Source organism: Ottowia beijingensis, from assembly GCF_042680925.1.
GTDB lineage: Bacteria > Pseudomonadota > Gammaproteobacteria > Burkholderiales > Burkholderiaceae_C > Ottowia > Ottowia beijingensis.
Genome location: NZ_JBHUEP010000019.1, coordinates 38,765 through 58,450 on the forward strand (window position 1 = coordinate 38,765; position 19,686 = coordinate 58,450).

Genomic DNA, 19,686 nt, shown 5'->3' on the forward strand with positions numbered 1-19,686 from the left:
CGGTGCTGGGTCAGTCGGGCTTGTCGCCCAGGACATGCTGCTTCCACAGGTCGAATGCCTGCTCGGGCGCAAGCTCGGCGAGGATGACGATGGGCTGGGCCTGCCGAGCGCGCAGCGAAGCGAAGTACGCCTTGCGGTCAGCAATGGCCTTGAGCTTGATGCCCTTGATGAACAGCAATTTGCCGTCCTTGATGAACAGCACCTTGTTGCCGATGTCGCGGTTGAACGCGGCTCGCACCTTGCGTTCCGCGTGCATGGCGTCGGCAAGTTCATCGACCAGGAAGTCGAGCGTCATGTCGATGTAGTGAGGGTCTTCGCCCTCCTGGCCGAGGTTGAGCGGCGCAGGCGGCAGGCCCTTGGCGAAGGCTTCGGCCTGAGCCAGCAACGCCGCCTTGCCGCTGAGCGCGCGCAGGAACGTCGAGCCGCCGTGGCCGTCGTTGCGGGCCTCGGCGATGGGAGTGCCGTCGAACACGACGGTGGCGCTGAAGCACATCGTTTCTTCGCTGGCGAAATCTGCCACCTTGAGGCTCTTCAGCGTGATGCGGTTTTGCTTGGTGATGTTGTCCATGGGAAGTCCTGAAATCGACCGGGTGGCGACATGCCCCTGACGGGACGTGGCGGCCATCCCGTGGGTTGGAGAAAGAGGCATCGGTGCCCCGGTGGGCAGCGTTCGCCGGTGAGATGCCGAGGCGAACTGGCGGGTGGCGCGGGTGGAACCCGCGGCAGCCTTGACACCCTGGCTGCGGGCTGCTGCCAATACATCGGCAATGCAGGAGGGAGAATGGCGCGGCCCGCAGGCTGCGTCGCCGATCAATCCGAAGCGGTCGAGCCCGTCTTGTGCAGGTACTGCACCAGGCGCTGGCCCAGCCATGCCATGCACGGTACAGCCATGGAGTTGCCGATCGCCTTGTAGCGTGGAGCGTCGGCGGCGGGCTTGCCGCGGTAGGTGATCAGCGTGTAGTCGTCGGGCATGCCTTGCAGCCGCTCGCACTCCACGGGCATCAGCCGCCGCACCCGCCAGTGCGACCAGTCGCCGGGGCCAGGGCCGTTCCAGTCGTAGCGGAAATGCGCCTCGAAGTCGGGAGCCAGCACATGGGGCTTGTCCGCGCCGCCGCCGCTGGTGCGAAGTGCGCCCGCTACGGTGCCGCCCAACTCGGCGGCAAGGCCGTTCTCGCGGCCACGCAGAGATACGCAGGCTACCATCGGCACGCCGTAGCCCGGCTTGCCGTTGGACAGCACGGTGCAAGCCACCTGTCCATGGCCGGATTCGTAGCGCACTTCACCGCGGTTGTTCTGCGCGAAAGCGATGGCGGGCACGACACCGGCGTTCGCATGGCTGTTGCGATGGCCGCCAGCGCGCAGCGTCGGCGTCAGGTCGAACGTGGCATCGGCGCCGCTGCCCTGGGCAGTAAAGGCGATGATCGGAACACCCTTGCCGGTGCCATCCTCGCTGCTGCCCCTGCCGTTGTTGGCGGTGTCGAGGGTGTGGGCGATGCTGCCGACGACCGACTGCACCATGAACGTCTCGGTGCGAATGTCGTGCTTGGGGCCAGCGGCCATCAGGCACGCCGCCACATCGACGGGGCCAATGCCGCCGCTGAATCCGAACGTCGTCGTGACCTTGCCGTAGGGCTGCTTCAGCCCTGCGAATCCTGCAAGTCCTGCGCATGCGCCTGCTGCTTCAGCACCCGGTCCAGCATCGTGGGCAGCTTCTTGCCACGGCGCGCGGCCCGCACAAGAATCCCCGAGCAGGCCTGCGCGCTCAAAAAGTACTTCTGCGGGATCGAGGTCATCTCCACCACTTGCCACAAGAAACACGCGCTTGCGGCGTTGGGCGACACCGAAATATTGAGCGTCGAGCACGCGCCACGCGATGCGGCGGCGGGGTCCAGACACACAACCAGCGTGCGCCCACCGATCCCCTGGCGGCTGGAGCGCACGGCTTTCCCCGACCAGTGCCCCCAGGAAATGCCCGAAGGCATTGCTGCGGTCGTTGAGGACGCCGGGGACGTTTTCCCAGACGAGCGTGGCCGCCGGGCGGCGGTCTTGTTGGCGGGTTTGGTCGATGGCATTGGCAAGCTCCACATAGGCAAGGGAAAGGGCTCCGCGCGGGTCATCCAGCCCGCGCCGGCTACCTGCAACGCTGAACGACTGGCACGGCGTGCCGCCGACCAGGATGTCGGGCGCCGGCACGGTGCCGGCGCGCACCTGGCGGGCGATCGCGGTCATGTCGCCCAGGTTGGGCACGTGGGGGTAACGGTGGGCGAGCACGGCGCTCGGGAACGGCTCGATTTCGGCGAACCACACGGCTTCGAGGCCGAGGGGTTGCCAGGCGAGGCTCGCGGCCTCGATGCCGCTGCACACGCTGCCGTACAGCAGTGGCGCGGCCTGGGGCGCACCGCGTGAGGTGCGAGGTTGCGGGTTCATGTCGGGTCTCCTGTTCGTGTGGCCCTGGACCGTGTGGCCGGGCCGGGACGTTGATCGGCAGGAGAAAGGCGCCGAAGGCCGTGTGGCCTTCGGCTCGGGAGGACGGAACCACCCGTGGGCTGTTGCAGGCCCGGTCGTCGCTAGAACCGTCTGCTGTCAGCAATCGCACCCGGCGCATGTCGTGGTTGGCGCCGGCATCTTCTGGCGCACATCCGCGCACAAAAGGAGCCCAGTTTTTCGCCGTTGGGCACGGCATCGAATACCGCTGACCACGAAGGGTCTCCGGGTGGCTCGCAGGCCGGCAAGCCACCGGGGGACCCTTCGCAGAGGCGGAAAATGCTGATCAGCAGAACGCGCCGGGAAACCCCGGACATGGTTCGTGGAGAAGATACCTTCAGGTCCCGCGGCTGGGGGACGGCTGGGCGGGACGCGCACACGGACAAGAGAAGGCGTTGCGCGCTGGGCGTCCCGCAGGGCGTGCGGGACATGGGCCACGCCGCCGATGGCGGGCACGGCTCTCGGGGAGCGGGGTCGGTCAGGAGCCCTTGCGGCCGCTACTGCGCGGGCGCGAGGCACCGCGCTTGGACGTGCCGGGATCGACCGGCAGCGTGCCTTTGCAGTCGGGGTAGCGACTGCACGACCAGAAGGGGCCGGTCTTGCCGGTGCGCTGGCGCGTCGGTGCGCCGCACTGCGGACAAGCAGGCCCCTGGGGAACCTCGATGGACAGCGAGGTGCTGCCGTACTGCACGATCAGTTGCGAAATCCATGCGGCCTGCTTGCCGATGAACACATCCAGTGTGAGTTGTCCGGCCTCGATCATGTCGAGCGCCTGCTCCCACACGGCGGTGGTTCCGGGGTCGGCAATCGCCGCGGGTACGGCATCGATCAAGGTGAACGCCGCATCCGATGCGCGAATGGAGCGCCCCTTCTTCACGATGTAGCCGCGGGTGATCAGCCCGCTGATGATGTTGGCCCGTGTCGCCTCGGTGCCGATGCCGACCGTATCCTTGAGCTTCTGCTTCAGGCGCGGGTCCGTCACCAGCTTGGCGACCCCCTTCATGGACTTGACCAGTTCGCCCTGCGTGTACGGCTTGGGCGGCATCGTCTTGAGCGCCTTGATCTCGGCCTCGGCCACCTGGCACGCCATGCCCTCGCGCAGCGGGGGGAGTACCTGGCTGCGCGCCGTGGCTTCACCGTCCTCATCCGCTTGCGGTTCGGCCAGCACCAGGCGCCAACCCTGGGCGACCATCTGCTTTCCGGTGGCCGCCAACTTCTGTTGGCCGCAGGACAGCTCGGCGACAGTGCGGTCGAACTCGTGGTGAGGGAGGAACTGCGCCAGGTAGTGCGCCCGGATGAGCCGGTACACGGCCAGCTCCTTCTCGCTCATCGCAGAGAGGTTCGCGGGTTCGAGCGTCGGGATGATGCCGTGGTGGGCTGTCACTTTGCCGTCGTTCCAGGCGCGCGAGCGCTGGTAGCGGTCGAGTTGGCCCATGATCGGGCGCAGCGAGGGATCGGTCTTGAGCAGGCTGTCAAGGACAGTCGGCACTTCCGCGAACATGCTTTCGGGCAGGTAGCCGGAATCCGAACGCGGGTACGTTGTGGCCTTGTGTGTCTCGTACAAGGCCTGCGCGATTTCGAGGGTCTCTTGAACATCCAGCCCAAGCTGCTTGGAACAAACCTCCTGAAGCGTTCCCAGGTCGAACAGCAGCGGCGGACCTTCGCGCACGCGCTCGGTCTCGACTAATAGGACCTGGGCGCTGCCCGCAGCGCGGATCTGCTGCGCGGCCTGCTGGGCGATCGGCTGCTGCAGGCAGCGACCGGCGTCGTCGGTGCAGCCATCGGGCGGAACCCACTGCGCGCTGAAAGCCTGTCCACCTGCGGACAGGGACACGTCGATGGCCCAGAACGGCACCGACTTGAAGGCCGCGATCTCGCGGTCGCGGTCCACGACGAGCTTCAAGGTCGGCGTCTGGACGCGACCGACGGACAGCACGCCGTCGTAGCCGGCCTGACGCCCGAGCACCGTGAACAACCGGCTGAGGTTCATGCCCACGAGCCAGTCTGCGCGTGAGCGCGCAAGCGCCGAGTAGTACATCGGCAGCGTGTCGGATGAGGGCCGCAACTTGCCGAGCGCGGTGCGGATCGACGCATCGTTGAGCGCCGACAGCCATAGCCGCTCGATGGGGCCGCGGTAGCCGCACAGGTCGATGATCTCGCGGGCGATCAGCTCGCCCTCGCGGTCGGCATCGGTGGCGATGACCAGATGAGTCGCCTTCGCCAGAAGCGCTTTGACGACCTTGAATTGCGTGGCGGTCTTCGGTTTGACCTCGACCCGCCACTGCTGGGGAATGATGGGCAACTGCTCCAGCGACCAGCGCTTGAGCGCCGCGTCATAGACCTCGGGAGCTGCCGCTTCTACGAGATGGCCGATGCACCAGGTGACGGTGACGCCGGAGCCGCTGAGACAGCCTTCACCGCGCTGCGTCGCGCCGAGGATTCGACCAATGTCTTTGCCTTGCGATGGCTTCTCGCACAAGAACAGCCGCATGTCCGTCCATCCGAATTCCGTGGTTCATTGAGTTGCTGGAATCGAGGATGCCGAGCATCACCAGGGGCAGCAGCAAACAAGCCGCATGCGGTGGCGACCACTTTCATGGGATGGAATGGCCGGGACGGAAGTGGCGTGCGGCCGGGGGTGTGCGGGCCGGGAGCCACGATTTTTTGGAGCGCGCGGACGCCGGTGGACGTTGATGGAGCTATCCCCTGGGGATAGCTCGCGAGGGCGTGGGGCGACGGACGACTGCCGCCGCCCCATGCTGCATCACTTCCTGCGCTTCGGCTCCTTCGGCGCGGTCGGTTCCTGGGCGGCCTGGGAATTCGGCTGCGTGTCCTGCGCGGTCTCCTGCTGCCTGGGGCTGAGGGTCACCGACTCGATGCGGAACGGCAGGATGCCGACGCTGCGCGCGTTGATCTGCCAGGTCTCGCGCGGCTGATCCTCGTTGTCCGTCCAGGGTTCGCGCTCCATGCGGCCGACGACCAGCACGCGCATGCCTTTCTGGTACAGGTCCTTCCAGTGCGCGGCGTCGCGGTGCCAGATTTCCACCGGCGCCCAGAAGCCGCCGCGATCCTCGAAGTCGCCGCCCTTGGTGGGGACGGGGTTGTCGAAATACACGTTCAGCCGCAGCAAGCGCCGCGGTTCGTCGTTGCCGTTGGGAAACTCCCGGTACTCGGGGGGCGAACCGATGTTGCCTTCGCCAGAAAAATGCGTGCTCATGTTGCAATCTCCGTGGTGGTTGAAATACCCGCACCTGGTCGGCGGCGGGCGCGTGCTGGGGTGCCTGGCGCGATCACCGATCACGCATGGCGGATGGCATGGACTTGAGCCGGCGCAGGTAGGCGTCTTCCGCGTCGGCGGCCTTGCTGGCGCACTCCTGGGCCTGCCTGCCCAAGGTGTGCAACAGGCTGATCTGCATGTTCAGCGTGATGCGCTGAAGCTCGATCGCGTGCAGGTCGGCCAGGAGGTTGACCGGCGTGCTGGTGCTCGCCATCAGCTCCTGCCACAAGGCGACGCCCATGGCCGAGCGGTCGTGCTTGCGCCAGCGAAGAAACGCCGTGCCTGCGCCAGTGGTCTGCTGGGCCAGCTCGATTGAGAGCAGGTGGAAGGGATGCCCGACGGCCTGTGGCAGCACCTGTCGCTGCGCCAAGCCAATCAACTCGTCGCGCATGGCGAAGCACTGGCTGGCCCAGGCCTCCAAGTCCCCTTTACCTTTAAAGGGCTTTAAAAGGCCTTTTAGAGAGCCTGCGTGTTCCAGCCGCATGAAGGCGGTCTGTTGCAGCGGGCGGAAGTAGCGGGTGTCGCGGTTCGGGTCGCTCATGGCTGCGCGTCCTCGTCGGCGGCGGCCTCGGGTGCCTCGGTGGTGGCAACCTCGTCGGTGGGCGATGCGGCTGCGGCAGGACCGTCACCGCGCTGCTGCAGGCCACGGCGCACGATGGGCGGCGCAAACTTCGAGCGGCGCGTGCCTTCCAGCACGTCCTGCGGCAACTCGCCGAACTTCTCCAGCGCCGCCCGGGCTGCGGCGTTCTTCGCGGCGAAGTCGTCGCGGGTGCAGCCCGAGTAGCGGTACTGCTGGGCCAGCGAGAACAGGCTGCGCAGTGCATGGGCGCCTTCGTTGAGCCAGCGTTCGAGCGTCGAGCGATCGATCAGCGCGGTGTGGTGCGCGAGGATCAGCTTGCGGGCGATGTCGTCGTAGTCGGCCAGCAGATACACCGCGGCAAAGCCCAACTGCGCATTGACGAACAGCGGCAGCTTGACGGGCTGCACGTTGAGGTTCTCGCCCAGGGTGAGTGCCGGCGGCACGCTCGCCAGGGCCTGGTCCACCTGCTCGCGCAGCGATTGCAGCGTGGCCTTCGTCTGGTCGAGCTTGTCCTCGATGCGCAGCATCCAGAAGTCGCTGTACGGGTCGTCCTGCTCCGAGCCGCGCCGCATCTTGTTCATCTGGGCGATGTAGCCGTTCAGGCCGACGATGCCGGGTCGCCCCTCGCCGGCGGCGCGACCGTGCCAGATGCGCGAGGCGTGGTGAGTGTGCAGCGTCAGCGACATCGCGCTGCGCAAGGAGCCGAGATTCAGTTGCAGAGGTTCGTTGGTCGTTGCCATGGTGTCCGCTCGTTGTTGGAAAAGAGCGGCCAGCTTCGGCAGGAAGCGGAAGGCAGTCAGTCAACAAACCGAAACCCGCCCGTCCCCGGTTCAGGCCGCGGCGGGTGCATGAGACGCGAGCTATCCCCAGGGGATAGCTCCATGGAGCGCCAAGGAACGCTGCACGCCCGGATCAGCGCGGACAAGGACGATCTCGCGGCAAGCGATCGGGGCTTGGCGTGCAGCGGTTCGACGTCGTAGCCGTCAGTGGAACTATCCCCAGGGGATAGTTCCATGGAGAGCCAAGGAACGCTGCGCGCCCGGCTCAGCCCGGACAAGGCCGATCCCGCCGCAGGCGATCGGGGCCTGACGTGCAGCGGTTCGACGTGTAGCCGTCAGTAGAACTACCCCCTGGGGATAGCTCTGCTGGAAGCCACTGGCATCCACTTCACCGCCTTGCAGGCCCGCTCACTTGCTGGCGAGCAGGTTGCGCAGCCGCTCGATGTGCTGTTTGGCGACTTCTGGCGGCACCGGCTTGCCCTGCGGCTGGGATGGTGGCGGTGCTGGTGGTGGCCGCTCATTCGGCGGAGCGTATGCAGATGGCGCGTCTTTCTTGGCCCAGGCGTTGAACTCGCCATGGATGGCCCGTTGGATGATGCCGAACAGATACCCCGCAGGATTGCGGATGCCGTGGCTGCTGCATCGCGTGGCCCATTCGTCCAGCACGGCCTGCCTCAGCGAGGCATCGACCTGCTGCAACGCCACCCGCGCACCTGTCTGCTGCTCTGCCTTCAGTTCCGCGAAGCGTTTGGGCCATTGCAGGTCGCCCAGCACGCGCGCCTGCGCGGTAGTACGTACTTCATTAATACGACGACTACGTACTGTACGGGCCTGCTTCGGATTCCGAAGAGAGGCGTCTGGCGCGGGTTTCGGCCCTGCTTCGGAGTCCGAAGTGGGGTCATCAGGATTCCGAAGAGGGCTCGCAACCCCTTCTTCGGAATCGTGAGTGGCATCCTCTTGTGGATAACTTTCGGTCGCCGTGATGCCTTGGCTGGCGAGACGTTCGGCCAGGACCTGCAGCCGTGACGGCAGTGTGCGGCCGGACAGCAGCGGGTCTTCCGCGATTTCCTTGAGTGTGTTCAGGCCCACGATCTGCACGGCTTTGGCCGAATGGCCGAGCGCCTGGCTGACGAGTTGCAGGTAGTCTGGGTCGAGCTGCATCGCTTCAAAGGGGGTCAGCGGCTCGTCGTGCAGGACATAGAGGTTGCCGAGGATGCGGCCGGTCTTGGGCTCGCGGCGGCGCCGCACCAGGCTCAACCATCGGGTGAGGCGCAACAACGTCAGGGCACGCGCCACGGTTTCGTGCGAGGCTTGCCCGGCACAGGGCATCGACGCTAGCCAGGGCCGAAGCTGTTCATACGTCGGGAACGCCGTCACGCCATCGTCGTTGAGCATCAGCCGGAAGACCTGCCAGGCGTTGCGCTCCAACGGCGTCAGGCGACGGTCGAGGAAAAGGCGCCGCGGTACGGTCTCGTGCCGATTGCCGCTGAACAGGAAGGCATCGCCAGACGTCGGGGTCGTGGGCATCGCGACAGGCGTGGGTGTGGACGGGGGGGCGTCGGCGTTGGGCTTGGGCGCAAGGTCTTTCAGCGCAGCGTCGAACAGGTCTGCGAGTGCGATGGGGCCACGACGTGGTGCGGTGTCGTCCACGGCCATGGTCAACCCAACCCCTGATCGACCCAGCTCTTGATTGAGGCCCAGACCACCGACAGAGGCAGCAACATGCCTTCGGCCAAGTCCATGGCGGCATCGAGGATGGAGGTTTCGTCTTCGAGATCGACGTTCCTGCTGCTGGTCACTGCCTTCCACTGTCGCCACAGTTCCGTGTCCTGCTTCTCGTCTAGGACAGGGTGACGCCCCTTGCGCTTGGGCAGGCCCAGCACCTCACGGCGCAGGGCGACTTCCTGATGGGTCAGGCCATAGAAGCGGCTGACCATCTCCGTGCTGGCCCCCAGGCGCAACATGCGATCGACGGTCGCGATTTCCTTCTCCACGTCCTGCGCCTGCGAGAGCAGACGCCGGAGCACCTCGCGGTTCACGGACACGGAACACCACGAGACATTGGCGTTGGCCAGCACGCTCACCATGGCGGGATGCTTGAGCGCATCCAGCTCGGCCTCGCTGAAGCCCATCGCCTTGCAGCGGCGCAGTTGGCCGTTGCGCAGGTCGTAGAGCGCCTGGGCGATGACGGCCTGATTGAGCGGGTGCGGGGCGGCCATGCGGGTCTCCTTCCTTCATGCCCCAGGGCCTGCGGCACCGGACTCCAGGTCCAGCAGGCGCCGGGCCAGGCGCAGCAATCGGAACAGCTTGACCAGCGCGGTGTCGCTCAAGCGGCGGGTCGCATCGCCTTGGCCGTGCAGCAGCGCCGGCAGTTCGGCGGCAAGCTGCCCGCCGTCCAGATCGGCATCGGTGAAGCTCTGGCCTGCCAGGCTCGCCAGCAATGCCAGCACGACGCGGCCCTGCGGTGATGGGGGCTGTGCGTTGGGATGGCATGCGAAGCCCACACCGTCCGCGCGGTCCTCGATGCACTGATCGAGGCCTGCCTCGCCCGCGATCTCGCGTGCGAACTGCGCGATGTGGATGCGCAGGCGATCGGGCGTGTCCAGGCCCGCGTCGATGTGCCAGACGTCGGAAATCGGGTAGAGACCGCCCGCCTGGACGGGAATGGACTGCAAGACGTTGGCCGAAAAATCGGGCAGCGCATCCCCCAGCTCGTCGGCGACCATCCGCTGAATGGATTGCAGCCGCTCCGTCGTCGGTGCAGGCGAAACGATGTGCCCCTGCAGCAGATCACCAGGAGCCGCCACGGGGCTTCCTGCGGGCGAGCCGTCCGTCCCCGAGCCGCCCTCGCGCTCGCGCGACCCAGGTGTGGTCGCCGGCGTCGGGGCCGATGGGGCCGGCGCGGCGGGCGGGCGTGCCACGGTGCCGGGCTCAGGCAGCGCGGGCGGTGCCGATGGTGGGGTCGGGTCGCTGATCAGGGCGCGATGGCGGCTTTCGGATTCGGTGAGGTCGAGCGCCAGTACGTCGTAGTCGATGCCGAGCAGTTCGGACATCTGGCCGATCAACTCGTCCTGCACGCGCTGGGGGGCGAACTCGTCGGCCTGCGTGTCGAACTGCGACAGCACCTCCTGAAAGAAGTCGTCGAAGTCCTGCACCAGCGTGCGGCCCTTGGCGTAGCGCTCCCACGCGAGCATGCAGGCCTTGCGCGTGACCGACAGGCGTTCGACTTGGTGGCGGCCGAGCCCGCCATAGAGCACGGTCGGGATCGCCGGCAGGAGGTAGCGCACCGCGTCGTTCATGCGGCTGATGTGCGACTGCTGGACTGGGAAGCCGTCGGCAGCGAGCCGGCGCGCCAGCTCCGACTGGCTGAGGGCGGCGCCGCTTTCCTGCTCGTAGAACTCGCGGACTTTCTCGACGCCGAGGGCGCGCTCGATGAACGTCAGGCCCCCGCGCAATTCGTTCTCGGCCAGGTGGCCGGTCAGCATCACGACTTCGCCGCGGCTGGGCCACGGGCGGAACAGGCACGATATGCGGAAGAACCGCTCGTCCTTGGTCTCCGACCACAGTTCGCGCAGGATCGCCAGGCGCGTGTTGCCGCCGTTGCGGATGATGTAGTGGTCCTCGCCCGGGCGCCGGGTGATCGCCGGCGCTGCGTCCAGGCCGCGCTCACGGATGGACGCCTTGATGTCCTCGTAGGCTGGGTTGCGCTTCTTCCTGGGATCGTGGTCGTAGGGGCGCAACTGGTCCAGGGTCACGACCATGGGCGTGTCGGCGATCGGGTCGCTCAAGGCCGAGGTGGACGGGCCGCTGCGCTCGAACCCGGCCGCGAGCAGCTTGCCGGCCATCTGCTGGGAGGTCATTTCAGCCATGGCGGCCTCCCTGCGCTTCGGACCGGGCCTCGCGCTCGGCGCGGCGGATCTGCGCGCGGGCGTTGAGGGCGGCCCGGTGGTCGCTGGCCGTCGAACTGGTGTAGATCGCGGCGCAGCCTGCCTTCGTGAATTTGAGGTGGCCGCCTGGCGTGCGCTTGACGTGCCAGCCCTCGCCGACGGCGAACTCGATCAGGGCGCGCAGCCGCTTGTGGCCTCGGGCCAGTTCATGTGCGTTCGCCATGGGGCCTCCCGGTATCAAGAGGAAATGGCGGGCGGCCGGACACGCGAGCCAGTCGGTGCTGCCATTGCGGGAACAGTTCGCCGGCGAGGCCGCGCATGGTGTCGAGCGCGGCGGGGGCGACTCTGCCCGGTGGCTGGCGGTACTCGACGCGATGCACGGGCAGGCCGCGCGTCGCGGCGCGTGGATAGGCTTCGATGGCCGGCACGTCGGCGGCCAGCACGCGGATGCCGGTGTGGTCCTGGAACAGGTCACGCAGGGCTTGCTGGATCAGCCGGGCGTTCGCCGACACCGGGTGGACCCGGTTGATGAGCAGATGCAGCGGCGGCGGCTCGATGCCCAGGTGCCGGTACGGCGCGATGTCTTCCAGCAACTGCATGGTGCCGCGCCGCAGCTCGCGGGCGGCGAGGATTTCCGGGGTGACAGGCGACAGCGCCAAGTCGGAGGCCAGTACTGCCATCTCCAAGGTCACGCTGCGCGCGCCCTGGGTGTCGATCAGCACCAGGTCATAAAGGGGAGCCAGCATCGGCAGCAGGTGCCGCAACCGCAGGCGCCCATCCGGCGCGTGCAGCAGCAAGGTGTTCAGCTCGCCCCGATGGTCGTTGGACAGCACCAGGTCCAGGCCTGTGATGATCGTGCGGGACACGAGCTGGCCGAGGTCGCGCTCGTTGAAGGCCAGCAATTCATAGATGCCGCCGGGCGCGCGGTGGGCCAGCTCGTAGTAAGAGGACAAGGTGGGCTGCACGTCGAGATCGAGCAGCAGCACGCGCAGTCCCGCATCGGCGGCTAGCCCGCCCAGGTTGGCGGCCGTGGTCGTTTTACCGACGCCCCCTTTGGTCGAGACAATGGATACAACCTGCATGGCGTTCTCCGGGTGAGGATGGGAAGTCCGTGGGAGAACGGGTCAGGCCCGGTTGTTGACGCGCTCGGCGATCCACTGGTCGATTTCGATGGAATCCCAGCCGACGGCGCGCACGCCCAGGCGCAGCGCCTTGGGGAACTTGCCGGCGCGCATCAAGTTGTAGAGGTGGGCACGCTTGAAGCCGGACTTCGCTTCGACTTCTTCCAGGCGCAGGATGCGGCGCTCGTTGGGCGGCAGTGCAGGTGTTGGCGACATGGCGGTCACTCCTGAACGCTCAGTGGCGTTTGTTGGCGTGACCTCTATTCAATAGACGCGGCTGCGGAAAGACATTGCCAATGCAATCTCCGCGGCTGCCTAAACAAGCTGGAAAACCTTAGAGGATGGCGCTATGTAGCCGGCGCCTGGCTGTGGCGAACTTGCCGTTCAATGTCCGCTCCGCGATCCCCATGACGCCGTGGTGATGGGCGACCAATGCGCTGACCACGGCCTCCTGCGTCTTGAAGCTGGAGTACGGCGTGCCCGAGGGCGACTGGCCGAGTATCAACTCCAGCATGCCCCCGATGATGTTCAGGTAGGTGGTCTCGGCCCGATCGCTGATCGAGCATTGCGCGCATGCGGGGATCACCGAGGACTGCTTGAGCAGCGCGTCGTGCGTGTCCTGCAGCTCGCGAAGTTGGCGCTTGGACTGCTCCAAGGCGGATTTCAGGGCGAACTGCTCAACCAGCATGGCTTGCCCGGTTTCCAGTGAAATGGAAGGATGGGCGATGCGCTCGCTACGGGAAAAGAGAAAGCCTGGTCGGTGTTCGGGATAGTGCTGGCGCATCCAGCGCTTCAGATCGACATGGCGGACGGTGAGATCGGGAGAGTCGATCAGTTCGGTATCGTGCGTCGTGATGCCGTCCCGTCCGAAGGGAAGTTCCCCATTGAGGATGCCGTCATAGATGCGTTCGGTGTACAGCCGCAGTTCGCCCCAGCGCGGGCAGTCCATCGAATGTGGCAGGTTCCGCGCCGACGAGATCGACGCCAGGATCACCTGTTTGTATCGCAGTAGCCCGGCCCAGCGGATGGACGCTTCGATCGGGCGATAGAACACCTTTGATTTTGGTGCATTGTTGTTCATGCTCCCATCCCCTTCCAGGAGAGTTACATGGCCGACTCCTTTGGTGCCAACCGCATGGTCGGCCTGTTGTCTGTGCATGAAGCGGGGGTCAGGGACCCGCTTCGTCGTGGGGCTTGAGCCTTCTCACCAGCTCTTGCAGGTAGCCGTCGCGCGCTCGATGTGCAAAAATATGTGAGCTATCCAGATGACTGGGCCTTGGCAGGTATGGCTCAACAGTGGCCTCACACTGGCAGCGTCATGGGTTGCAGCGATCTACGCAAAACCGTTTGGGTATGGCCTGATAGCCCAGTGGTTTCAGAAGCCGCAAGCAGCGTCAACTGCTGCTTGGAACCTTGGATTTGCAGGGAGAATCCAGTGGGGCGATATCTGATTAGGATGCTGATATATCGAGATAGCATTACGCACGAGCAGTTTGTGGTGACAGCGAACCGCAGATTTGACGCTCACCAAGCCGTTGCTTCATGTTGCTGCTGGTGCGGTTGGAGGCCGCAACGTGGAGCGGGGATGCTGAGTAGCCACTTTGGCTCAGTAGCTTGCCCTTGTTGCGGTTGAGATCACATCAGAGGGCGAATAGCTCGCAGTTCTCTGCATACCGAAGGATGAGTTGTCTGTTCTCTAAGAGTGGACTTTGGCTAGCATGCCCGTGGTAAAATGAGAACGGCTGATACAGGAAGTGCGTTCGGAAGTCACCGGATTGGTTTCCAGCGTTTTAATTCAACACTTTGGTCTGTCCATGACTCGTACCGCTTCGACCAACATCGCTCTGTGGTGGCGCTTCCAATAGGAAGCGGCATGTCGTTGCGGTCTTGACCGCACCTTGCCGCCGTACCGGCAGGCAAGGTTTCAAAGAAGGCTACTCCGGCACGGCGGCTCCAAGATTTGAGGAGATTGCCCGATGCCCTTAGCACCCCAGCCCCATCTTCGAGCTCAGGCCCCGCGCGCCGCGTCGCCGCGGGCCGTAAGCTTGGCCGTTTTGTCTTGGCCCTCAAGCCAGCCACGCGAGCGGAGGCGCTTCCTCAGTACACCGTGTCGGCGCACCCTACGGCCTCTCTCAAAATTCATTGTGACCCAGTGCCGACCTCTACCTGCGCTTCGTCCATCGCAATCGACCGTCGATGTGTGTAATGATGTGTGTAATGGAGGTGGTGTGTAATGAAAAACATCAATAAAAACAAGGAGTTATGATGATGAAAGTCCTGATGATCGACAACTACGACAGCTTCACTTTCAACATCGTGCAGTACTTCGGCGAACTGGGCGCGCAGGTCACCGTGCTGCGCAACGACGAGGTGACGCTGGAGCAGCTCAATGCGATGTTCCAGCGCGGGGAATTCGACCGCCTGTGCATCAGCCCCGGTCCGTGCTCGCCCACCGAGGCGGGCGTGTCGGTAGTGGCCATCCAGCACTTCGCCGGCAAGCTGCCCATCCTCGGCGTGTGCCTGGGCCACCAGGCCATTGGTGCGGCCTTCGGCGGCGACATCGTGCGCGCCAAGGTGCAGATGCACGGCAAGACCAGCACCATCAGCACCACGCAGCAGGGCGTCTTCGCCGGGCTGCCGGCGCAGTTCACCGTCAACCGCTACCACTCGCTCGTCATCGACCGTGCCACCTGCCCGAAAGAGCTGGAAATCACCGCCACCAGCGACGACGACGGCGAAATCCAGGGTGTGCGCCACACCGGCTACGCCCACGACGTGCGCATCGAAGGCGTGCAGTTCCATCCGGAGAGCATCCTGACGGAGCATGGGCATGCGATGTTGGCGAATTTCCTGCGCTGAACGCCGCCGTGGAGAGCATGCCATGCTGAAATCGCTGTTCGAGTACAAGCGTTGGGCCAACGATGAACTGATGACATTGGGTGAGATGGCGCAGTCCACTTTGACTGCTACTGACCTTCAGCTTTTCATCCGTATCCTCAACCACACGTTCGTGGTGGACCGCATCTTTGCGGGTCATTTGGTCGGCGAGCCGCACGGTTATGCGGCCACCAACACCGACGAGACGCCCGACTTGCTTGCGCTGAAAACCAAGGCGCGTGTCAGTGACGATTGGTACGTGCACTACGTGGATGGTTTGGCGCCAGCGGCGTTGGCTGAAGTGCTCTCATTCCGTTTCACGGATGGCGAGGCCGGGCGCATTTCGCGCGGCGAGATGCTGCACCATCTGATCGCGCACGGTGCTTATCACCGTGGTGCCGCGGGTCGCATTCTGGCGACCCATGGCATCCAGCCGCCGCGCGATTCACTGACCGTCTTTTTGCACCGCACCCAGCCCCAGCGGCGGGGTTGAATCCCATGCCCGACGCTTCGCACCTGCTCGTCTTCATCGCCGCCGGCCTGCTGCTCAACCTGACTCCGGGTCCTGACGTGATGTTCATCGTCGCCAACGCCGTGCGCGCCGGGGCGCGGGCGGGCGTGGCGGCGGCGCTGGGTATTTCGGCGGGCTGCCTGGTGCACGTGGCCGCCGCGGCGCTCGGCGTGTCGGCGCTGCTGGCGGCCAGCAGCACGGCGTTCGGCGTGCTGAAGTGGCTGGGCGCGGTGTATCTGGTGTGGGTGGGCGTGCAGATGCTGCGCTCGGCGATGGGTCAGGATGCTCCTGTAAAAATAGCTGTTGGCGCTTATATGGCGGGCGCTGAAGGCCGATTTGATACTGAATCCGCGCTGGCCATCGTGTTCCGCCGTGGCTTTCTGACCAACGTGCTCAACCCCAAGGTGGCGCTGTTCTTCCTGGCTTTCGTGCCGCAGTTCATCGCGCCGGGCACGGCGCACACGGGCGGGGTGTTTCTGGCGCTGGGGCTGCTGTTCACCTTCAACAGTCTGCTGGTGTGCATCGGCTGGGCGCTGGCGGCGGCCTGGCTGGCGCGGCGCGCCGGGGCGTTGCAGCGGGCCACGCGCTGGCTGGACGGTCTGGCCGGCACGCTGTTCATCGGCTTCGGCATCAGGCTGGCGCTGACCGATGCGCCGACCGCGCGCTGACTTTCTTTCTCAACTTTCAAGATTCCAACCATGACCATCACCGCACAAGAAGCGCTGCAGCGCACCATCGAACATCGCGAAATCTTCCACGACGAAATGCTGCACCTGATGCGCATGATCATGCAGGGCGAAATCTCGCCGCTGATGGTGGCGGCCATCACCACCGGGCTGCGCGTGAAGAAGGAGACCATTGGCGAGATCACCGCCGCCGCGCAGGTGATGCGCGAGCTGTCGACCAAGGTGCAGGTGGCCGACACCAAGCACCTGGTGGACGTGGTGGGCACGGGCGGCGACGGCTCGCACACCTTCAACATCAGCACCTGCAGCATGTTCGTGGCCGCGGCGGCCGGCGCGCGCGTGGCCAAGCACGGCGGGCGCAGCGTGTCGTCCAAATCCGGCAGCGCGGACGTGATCGAGGCGCTGGGCATCGCGCTCGACCTGACGCCGGAGCAGATCGCGCGCAGCATCGCCGAGACGGGCGTGGGTTTCATGTTCGCGCCCAACCACCACCCGGCGATGAAGAACGTGGCGCCGGTGCGCAAGGAGATGGGTGTCAAGACCTTCTTCAACATCCTGGGCCCGCTGACCAACCCGGCCGGCGCGCCCAACATCGTGATGGGCGTGTTCCACCCCGACCTGGTGGGCATCCAGGTGCGTGCGCTGCAGCGGCTGGGCGCCGACCACGCGGTGGTCGTCTACGGCCGCGACGGCATGGACGAGTGCAGCATGGGTGCCGCCACCATGGTGGGCGAGCTGAAGAACGGCGAGATCAGCGAGTACGAGATCCACCCCGAGGACTTTGGCCTGCCGATGCAGAGCAACCGCGCCATCAAGGTGGAGACACCCGAGCAGTCGCTGACCATGCTGAAGGGCGTGCTGGCCAACCAGGACGGGCCGGCCAAGAACATCGTCATCCTGAACGCCGGCGTGACGCTGTACGCGGCGGGCGTGGCCAGCACCATCAAGGCCGGCATCGACCGCGCGCGCGAGGCCATCGAAACCGGCGCCGCGCAGGCCAAGCTGGATCAGGTGCTGGCGTTCACCCAATCGCTGGCCAAGGCGGCATGATGTGGCAGGACGAGGGTGTGTGGATCGCCCTGGGCGTGACGCTGATCACGCTGGTGGCGGCGGTTGTCATGCACCGGGTTTTCGTCAAAATTCTGAAGCAACCGGCGCCGGAGCAGCGCGAGGAGCTATCAAAAGATGAGTGATATCCTGGACAAGATCGTCGCCGTCAAGCGCGAGGAAGTGGCGGCGGGGCTGAAGAAGGTCTCGCTGGCCGCCATGCGCGAGGACGCCGAAAGCCGCGTGCTGACGCGCGATTTCATTGGCGCGTTGCGCCGCAAGATCGACGCGGGGCAGTCGGCGGTGATCGCCGAGATCAAGAAGGCCAGCCCCAGCAAGGGCGTGATCCGCCCCGACTTCGTGCCGGCCGACATCGCGCAGAGCTACGCGGTGGGCGACACGGACAGCGGCGGCAAGGTGAGCGCGGCCTGCCTGTCGGTGCTGACTGACAAGCAGTTCTTCCAGGGCAGCGTCGACTACCTCAAGCAGGCCCGCGCCAGCTGCGAGCTGCCGGTGCTGCGCAAGGATTTCATGATCGACCCGTACCAGGTGTACGAGGCGCGCGCCATCGGCGCCGACTGCATCCTGCTGATCGCTGCGTGCCTGGGTGACGGCCAGATGCAGGAGCTGGAAGCAGTCGCCCACAGCCTGGACATGGCCGTGCTAGTGGAGGTGCACGACGGCGCCGAGCTGGAACGCGCGCTGAAGCTGAAGACACCGCTGGTCGGCATCAACAACCGCAACCTGCGCAACTTCGAGGTCAGCCTGAACACCACGCTGGGCCTGCTGAAGGACGTGCCGGCCGACCGCCTGCTGGTCACCGAAAGTGGCATCCACACGCGCGACGACGTGCGCCGCATGCGCGATGCGGGCGTGAACGCCTTCCTGGTCGGCGAGGCCTTCATGCGCGCCGACGAGCCGGGCGAGGCGCTGGCGCAGTTGTTTGTCTGATTGCTATATTAAAGATAGCTGTTTGCGCTTGATGGACGGGCGCTGAAGCCTGATTTGATGCCTGATCCTGAGTCCACGCTGCAACGCTGGCCACCCGACCTTGATCAGGTGGCCGCAGGGTGGCGCCCCTTGGTGCACCAGTTTCTGCATAGCCAACAGGGGCGTCGGCTGGGCGCGGAGTTGAAGGCGCAGCTGGGCCAGGGCGCCAGCATCTTCCCGCCACAGCCCCTGCGTGCGCTGGGACTGACGCCGCCCGAGGCGGTGCGCGTGGTCATCCTGGGGCAAGACCCGTACCACGGCCCGGGCCAGGCCAACGGGCTGGCTTTCGCTGTGGCGCCCGGCGTGCGGCTGCCGCCCAGTCTGCGCAACATCTACAAGCAACTGCAGCGCGAATACGGCCGCGCCCCCCAGCCCGAGGGTCTGCTCGACCGCTGGGCGCGCCAGGGAGTGTTGTTGCTGAACGCCAGCCTGACCGTGCTCGCGGGCCAGGCCGGCAGCCACAGCCGGCTGGGCTGGCAGGCGCTGACCTCCAGCATCTTTCGTGCCCTGGTCGAAAGTGAGCGGCCGCTTGTTTTCATGCTGTGGGGCGCCCACGCGCAGGCCATGCGGCCTGCTGGCAACGAAGCCGAGCGCCATCTGTGGCTGTCGGCCAACCATCCTTCGCCGCTGTCCGCGTCGCGTCCGCCGGTGCCTTTCATCGGCTGCGGGCATTTCGGTCAGGCGGACGCCTTCCTGCTGCAACGGGGCGAGCCGCCGATCGACTGGCTCGGCGCAGCGTCGTGACCGGCCTACACCACTTGCCGGGGCCGGTCAATTGGTGGCATAATTCATGGTTCCCTGCCGGAGAGGTGGCCGAGTGGTTAATGGCAGCAGACTGTAAATCTGCCGGTTTACACCTACGCTGGTTCGAATCCAGCCCTCTCCACCAGCAGGCTAGGCTGTCACACGCGGCTGACACGATGAGCGTTAGGATGGGCGGTTGCTCGGCGAGGGCTGGGTGCATGGGCTCACGCAAGATGAACGCGCCTTGAGGCGTGTCTTTGCGGGAGTAGTTCAATGGTAGAACCTTAGCCTTCCAAGCTAATGACGCGGGTTCGATTCCCGTCTCCCGCTCCAGTCGGTCGGTTTGTGTGTCGGGCTTGAGTTCAGGTTTTCGCCCTTGTGGCTCAGTGGTAGAGCACTCCCTTGGTAAGGGAGAGGTCGTGGGTCCGATTCCCACCAAGGGCACCATTCCAGAGGCTGTGGCGCACGCGTCCTGGCTGTCGTTTGTTGATGTTGAGTTAATTTTTTCGGAGTCGAAGAAATGGCAAAAGAGAAATTCGAGCGAAGCAAGCCGCACGTGAACGTGGGCACGATTGGCCACGTTGACCATGGCAAGACCACGCTGACGGCGGCCATTGCCACCGTGCTGGGCAAGAAGTTCGGTGGTGAAGTCAAGAGCTACGACCAGATCGACAACGCCCCCGAAGAAAAAGCGCGCGGCATC

General features: G+C 65.5%; 21 protein-coding genes and 3 tRNA genes. 11 read left to right on the plus strand and 13 right to left on the minus strand.

Annotation, left to right across the window (positions count from 1 at the left end):
• Positions 1-10: 10 nt before the first annotated feature.
• The 13 genes from ACFSCU_RS18635 to ACFSCU_RS18695 all read right to left on the minus strand — a co-directional run bounded on the left by ACFSCU_RS18635 (position 11) and on the right by ACFSCU_RS18695 (position 13,209).
• On the minus strand, positions 11-568 hold the full coding sequence (locus tag ACFSCU_RS18635) for a hypothetical protein (protein WP_033472281.1): 558 nt from the start codon (positions 566-568) through the stop codon (positions 11-13).
• 242 nt (positions 569-810) lie between these two features.
• Positions 811-2,427 (minus strand): DNA cytosine methyltransferase, encoded by a 1,617-nt coding sequence (locus tag ACFSCU_RS18640; RefSeq protein WP_033472284.1) that lies wholly within the window; start codon positions 2,425-2,427, stop codon positions 811-813.
• A 535-nt stretch (positions 2,428-2,962) separates the two neighbouring features.
• On the minus strand, positions 2,963-4,975 hold the full coding sequence (locus ACFSCU_RS18645) for a DNA topoisomerase III (RefSeq protein ID WP_033472286.1): 2,013 nt from the start codon (positions 4,973-4,975) through the stop codon (positions 2,963-2,965).
• 273 nt (positions 4,976-5,248) lie between these two features.
• Complete coding sequence (locus tag ACFSCU_RS18650) at positions 5,249-5,701, minus strand: single-stranded DNA-binding protein (RefSeq protein ID WP_033448879.1); 453 nt, start codon at positions 5,699-5,701, stop codon at positions 5,249-5,251.
• Positions 5,702-5,774: 73 nt separating this feature from the next.
• On the minus strand, positions 5,775-6,302 hold the full coding sequence (locus ACFSCU_RS18655) for a DUF3158 family protein (protein WP_033448882.1): 528 nt from the start codon (positions 6,300-6,302) through the stop codon (positions 5,775-5,777).
• The gene (locus ACFSCU_RS18660; protein WP_033448885.1) at positions 6,299-7,081 is read right to left on the minus strand and encodes a PFL_4669 family integrating conjugative element protein; all 783 of its coding nucleotides are present in this window, start codon (positions 7,079-7,081) and stop codon (positions 6,299-6,301) included. Before ACFSCU_RS18660 ends, ACFSCU_RS18655 begins: the two co-directional genes overlap by 4 nt.
• 447 nt (positions 7,082-7,528) lie before the next feature.
• Positions 7,529-8,776 (minus strand): STY4528 family pathogenicity island replication protein, encoded by a 1,248-nt coding sequence (locus ACFSCU_RS18665; protein ID WP_377561335.1) that lies wholly within the window; start codon positions 8,774-8,776, stop codon positions 7,529-7,531.
• A gap of 2 nt (positions 8,777-8,778) precedes the next feature.
• Positions 8,779-9,339 (minus strand): DUF2857 domain-containing protein, encoded by a 561-nt coding sequence (locus ACFSCU_RS18670; RefSeq protein ID WP_180550119.1) that lies wholly within the window; start codon positions 9,337-9,339, stop codon positions 8,779-8,781.
• Between the two features lie 15 nt (positions 9,340-9,354).
• Complete coding sequence (locus tag ACFSCU_RS18675; RefSeq protein WP_033448893.1) at positions 9,355-10,989, minus strand: ParB family protein; 1,635 nt, start codon at positions 10,987-10,989, stop codon at positions 9,355-9,357.
• Positions 10,982-11,230 carry a hypothetical protein gene (locus tag ACFSCU_RS18680; protein WP_024002065.1) on the minus strand — a complete coding sequence of 83 codons (249 nt, stop codon included), beginning with the start codon at positions 11,228-11,230 and terminating at the stop codon, positions 10,982-10,984. Before ACFSCU_RS18680 ends, ACFSCU_RS18675 begins: the two co-directional genes overlap by 8 nt.
• Positions 11,214-12,089 carry a ParA family protein gene (locus tag ACFSCU_RS18685; protein WP_033448900.1) on the minus strand — a complete coding sequence of 292 codons (876 nt, stop codon included), beginning with the start codon at positions 12,087-12,089 and terminating at the stop codon, positions 11,214-11,216. The genes ACFSCU_RS18680 and ACFSCU_RS18685 overlap by 17 nt, the downstream gene beginning before the upstream one ends.
• Positions 12,090-12,131: 42 nt before the next feature.
• Positions 12,132-12,344, minus strand: coding sequence for an AlpA family transcriptional regulator (locus ACFSCU_RS18690; protein ID WP_033448903.1), 213 nt, complete (start codon positions 12,342-12,344; stop codon positions 12,132-12,134).
• A 118-nt stretch (positions 12,345-12,462) separates the two neighbouring features.
• Entirely contained in the window at positions 12,463-13,209 is a 747-nt protein-coding gene (locus tag ACFSCU_RS18695) for a hypothetical protein (RefSeq protein WP_180550118.1), read from the minus strand.
• Between the two features lie 1,187 nt (positions 13,210-14,396).
• Here ACFSCU_RS18695 and ACFSCU_RS18700 point away from each other — a divergent pair.
• The 11 genes from ACFSCU_RS18700 to ACFSCU_RS18750 form a co-directional block, all read left to right on the plus strand.
• Entirely contained in the window at positions 14,397-14,987 is a 591-nt protein-coding gene (locus ACFSCU_RS18700; protein WP_180550117.1) for an anthranilate synthase component II, read from the plus strand.
• A 22-nt stretch (positions 14,988-15,009) separates the two neighbouring features.
• The gene (locus tag ACFSCU_RS18705; protein WP_377561336.1) at positions 15,010-15,498 is read left to right on the plus strand and encodes a DinB family protein; all 489 of its coding nucleotides are present in this window, start codon (positions 15,010-15,012) and stop codon (positions 15,496-15,498) included.
• Between the two features lie 5 nt (positions 15,499-15,503).
• Positions 15,504-16,184 (plus strand): LysE family translocator, encoded by a 681-nt coding sequence (locus ACFSCU_RS18710; protein ID WP_180550116.1) that lies wholly within the window; start codon positions 15,504-15,506, stop codon positions 16,182-16,184.
• 30 nt (positions 16,185-16,214) lie between these two features.
• Entirely contained in the window at positions 16,215-17,252 is a 1,038-nt protein-coding gene (gene trpD / locus ACFSCU_RS18715; protein ID WP_180550115.1) for an anthranilate phosphoribosyltransferase, read from the plus strand.
• Entirely contained in the window at positions 17,249-17,395 is a 147-nt protein-coding gene (locus ACFSCU_RS18720; protein ID WP_180549130.1) for a hypothetical protein, read from the plus strand. Before trpD ends, ACFSCU_RS18720 begins: the two co-directional genes overlap by 4 nt.
• Positions 17,388-18,200: an indole-3-glycerol phosphate synthase TrpC gene (gene trpC / locus ACFSCU_RS18725; RefSeq protein WP_180550114.1), complete on the plus strand. Its 813-nt coding sequence runs from the start codon at positions 17,388-17,390 to the stop codon at positions 18,198-18,200. The genes ACFSCU_RS18720 and trpC overlap by 8 nt, the downstream gene beginning before the upstream one ends.
• Before the next feature lie 57 nt (positions 18,201-18,257).
• Positions 18,258-18,983 (plus strand): uracil-DNA glycosylase, encoded by a 726-nt coding sequence (locus ACFSCU_RS18730; protein ID WP_377561337.1) that lies wholly within the window; start codon positions 18,258-18,260, stop codon positions 18,981-18,983.
• 59 nt (positions 18,984-19,042) lie between these two features.
• A tRNA-Tyr gene (locus ACFSCU_RS18735) sits at positions 19,043-19,128 on the plus strand.
• A 114-nt stretch (positions 19,129-19,242) separates the two neighbouring features.
• A tRNA-Gly gene (locus tag ACFSCU_RS18740) sits at positions 19,243-19,316 on the plus strand.
• A gap of 39 nt (positions 19,317-19,355) precedes the next feature.
• Positions 19,356-19,430, plus strand: a tRNA-Thr gene (locus tag ACFSCU_RS18745).
• Positions 19,431-19,503: 73 nt separating this feature from the next.
• The coding region (locus ACFSCU_RS18750) for a GTP-binding protein (protein WP_377559424.1) at positions 19,504-19,686 on the plus strand (183 nt) is incomplete at its 3' end.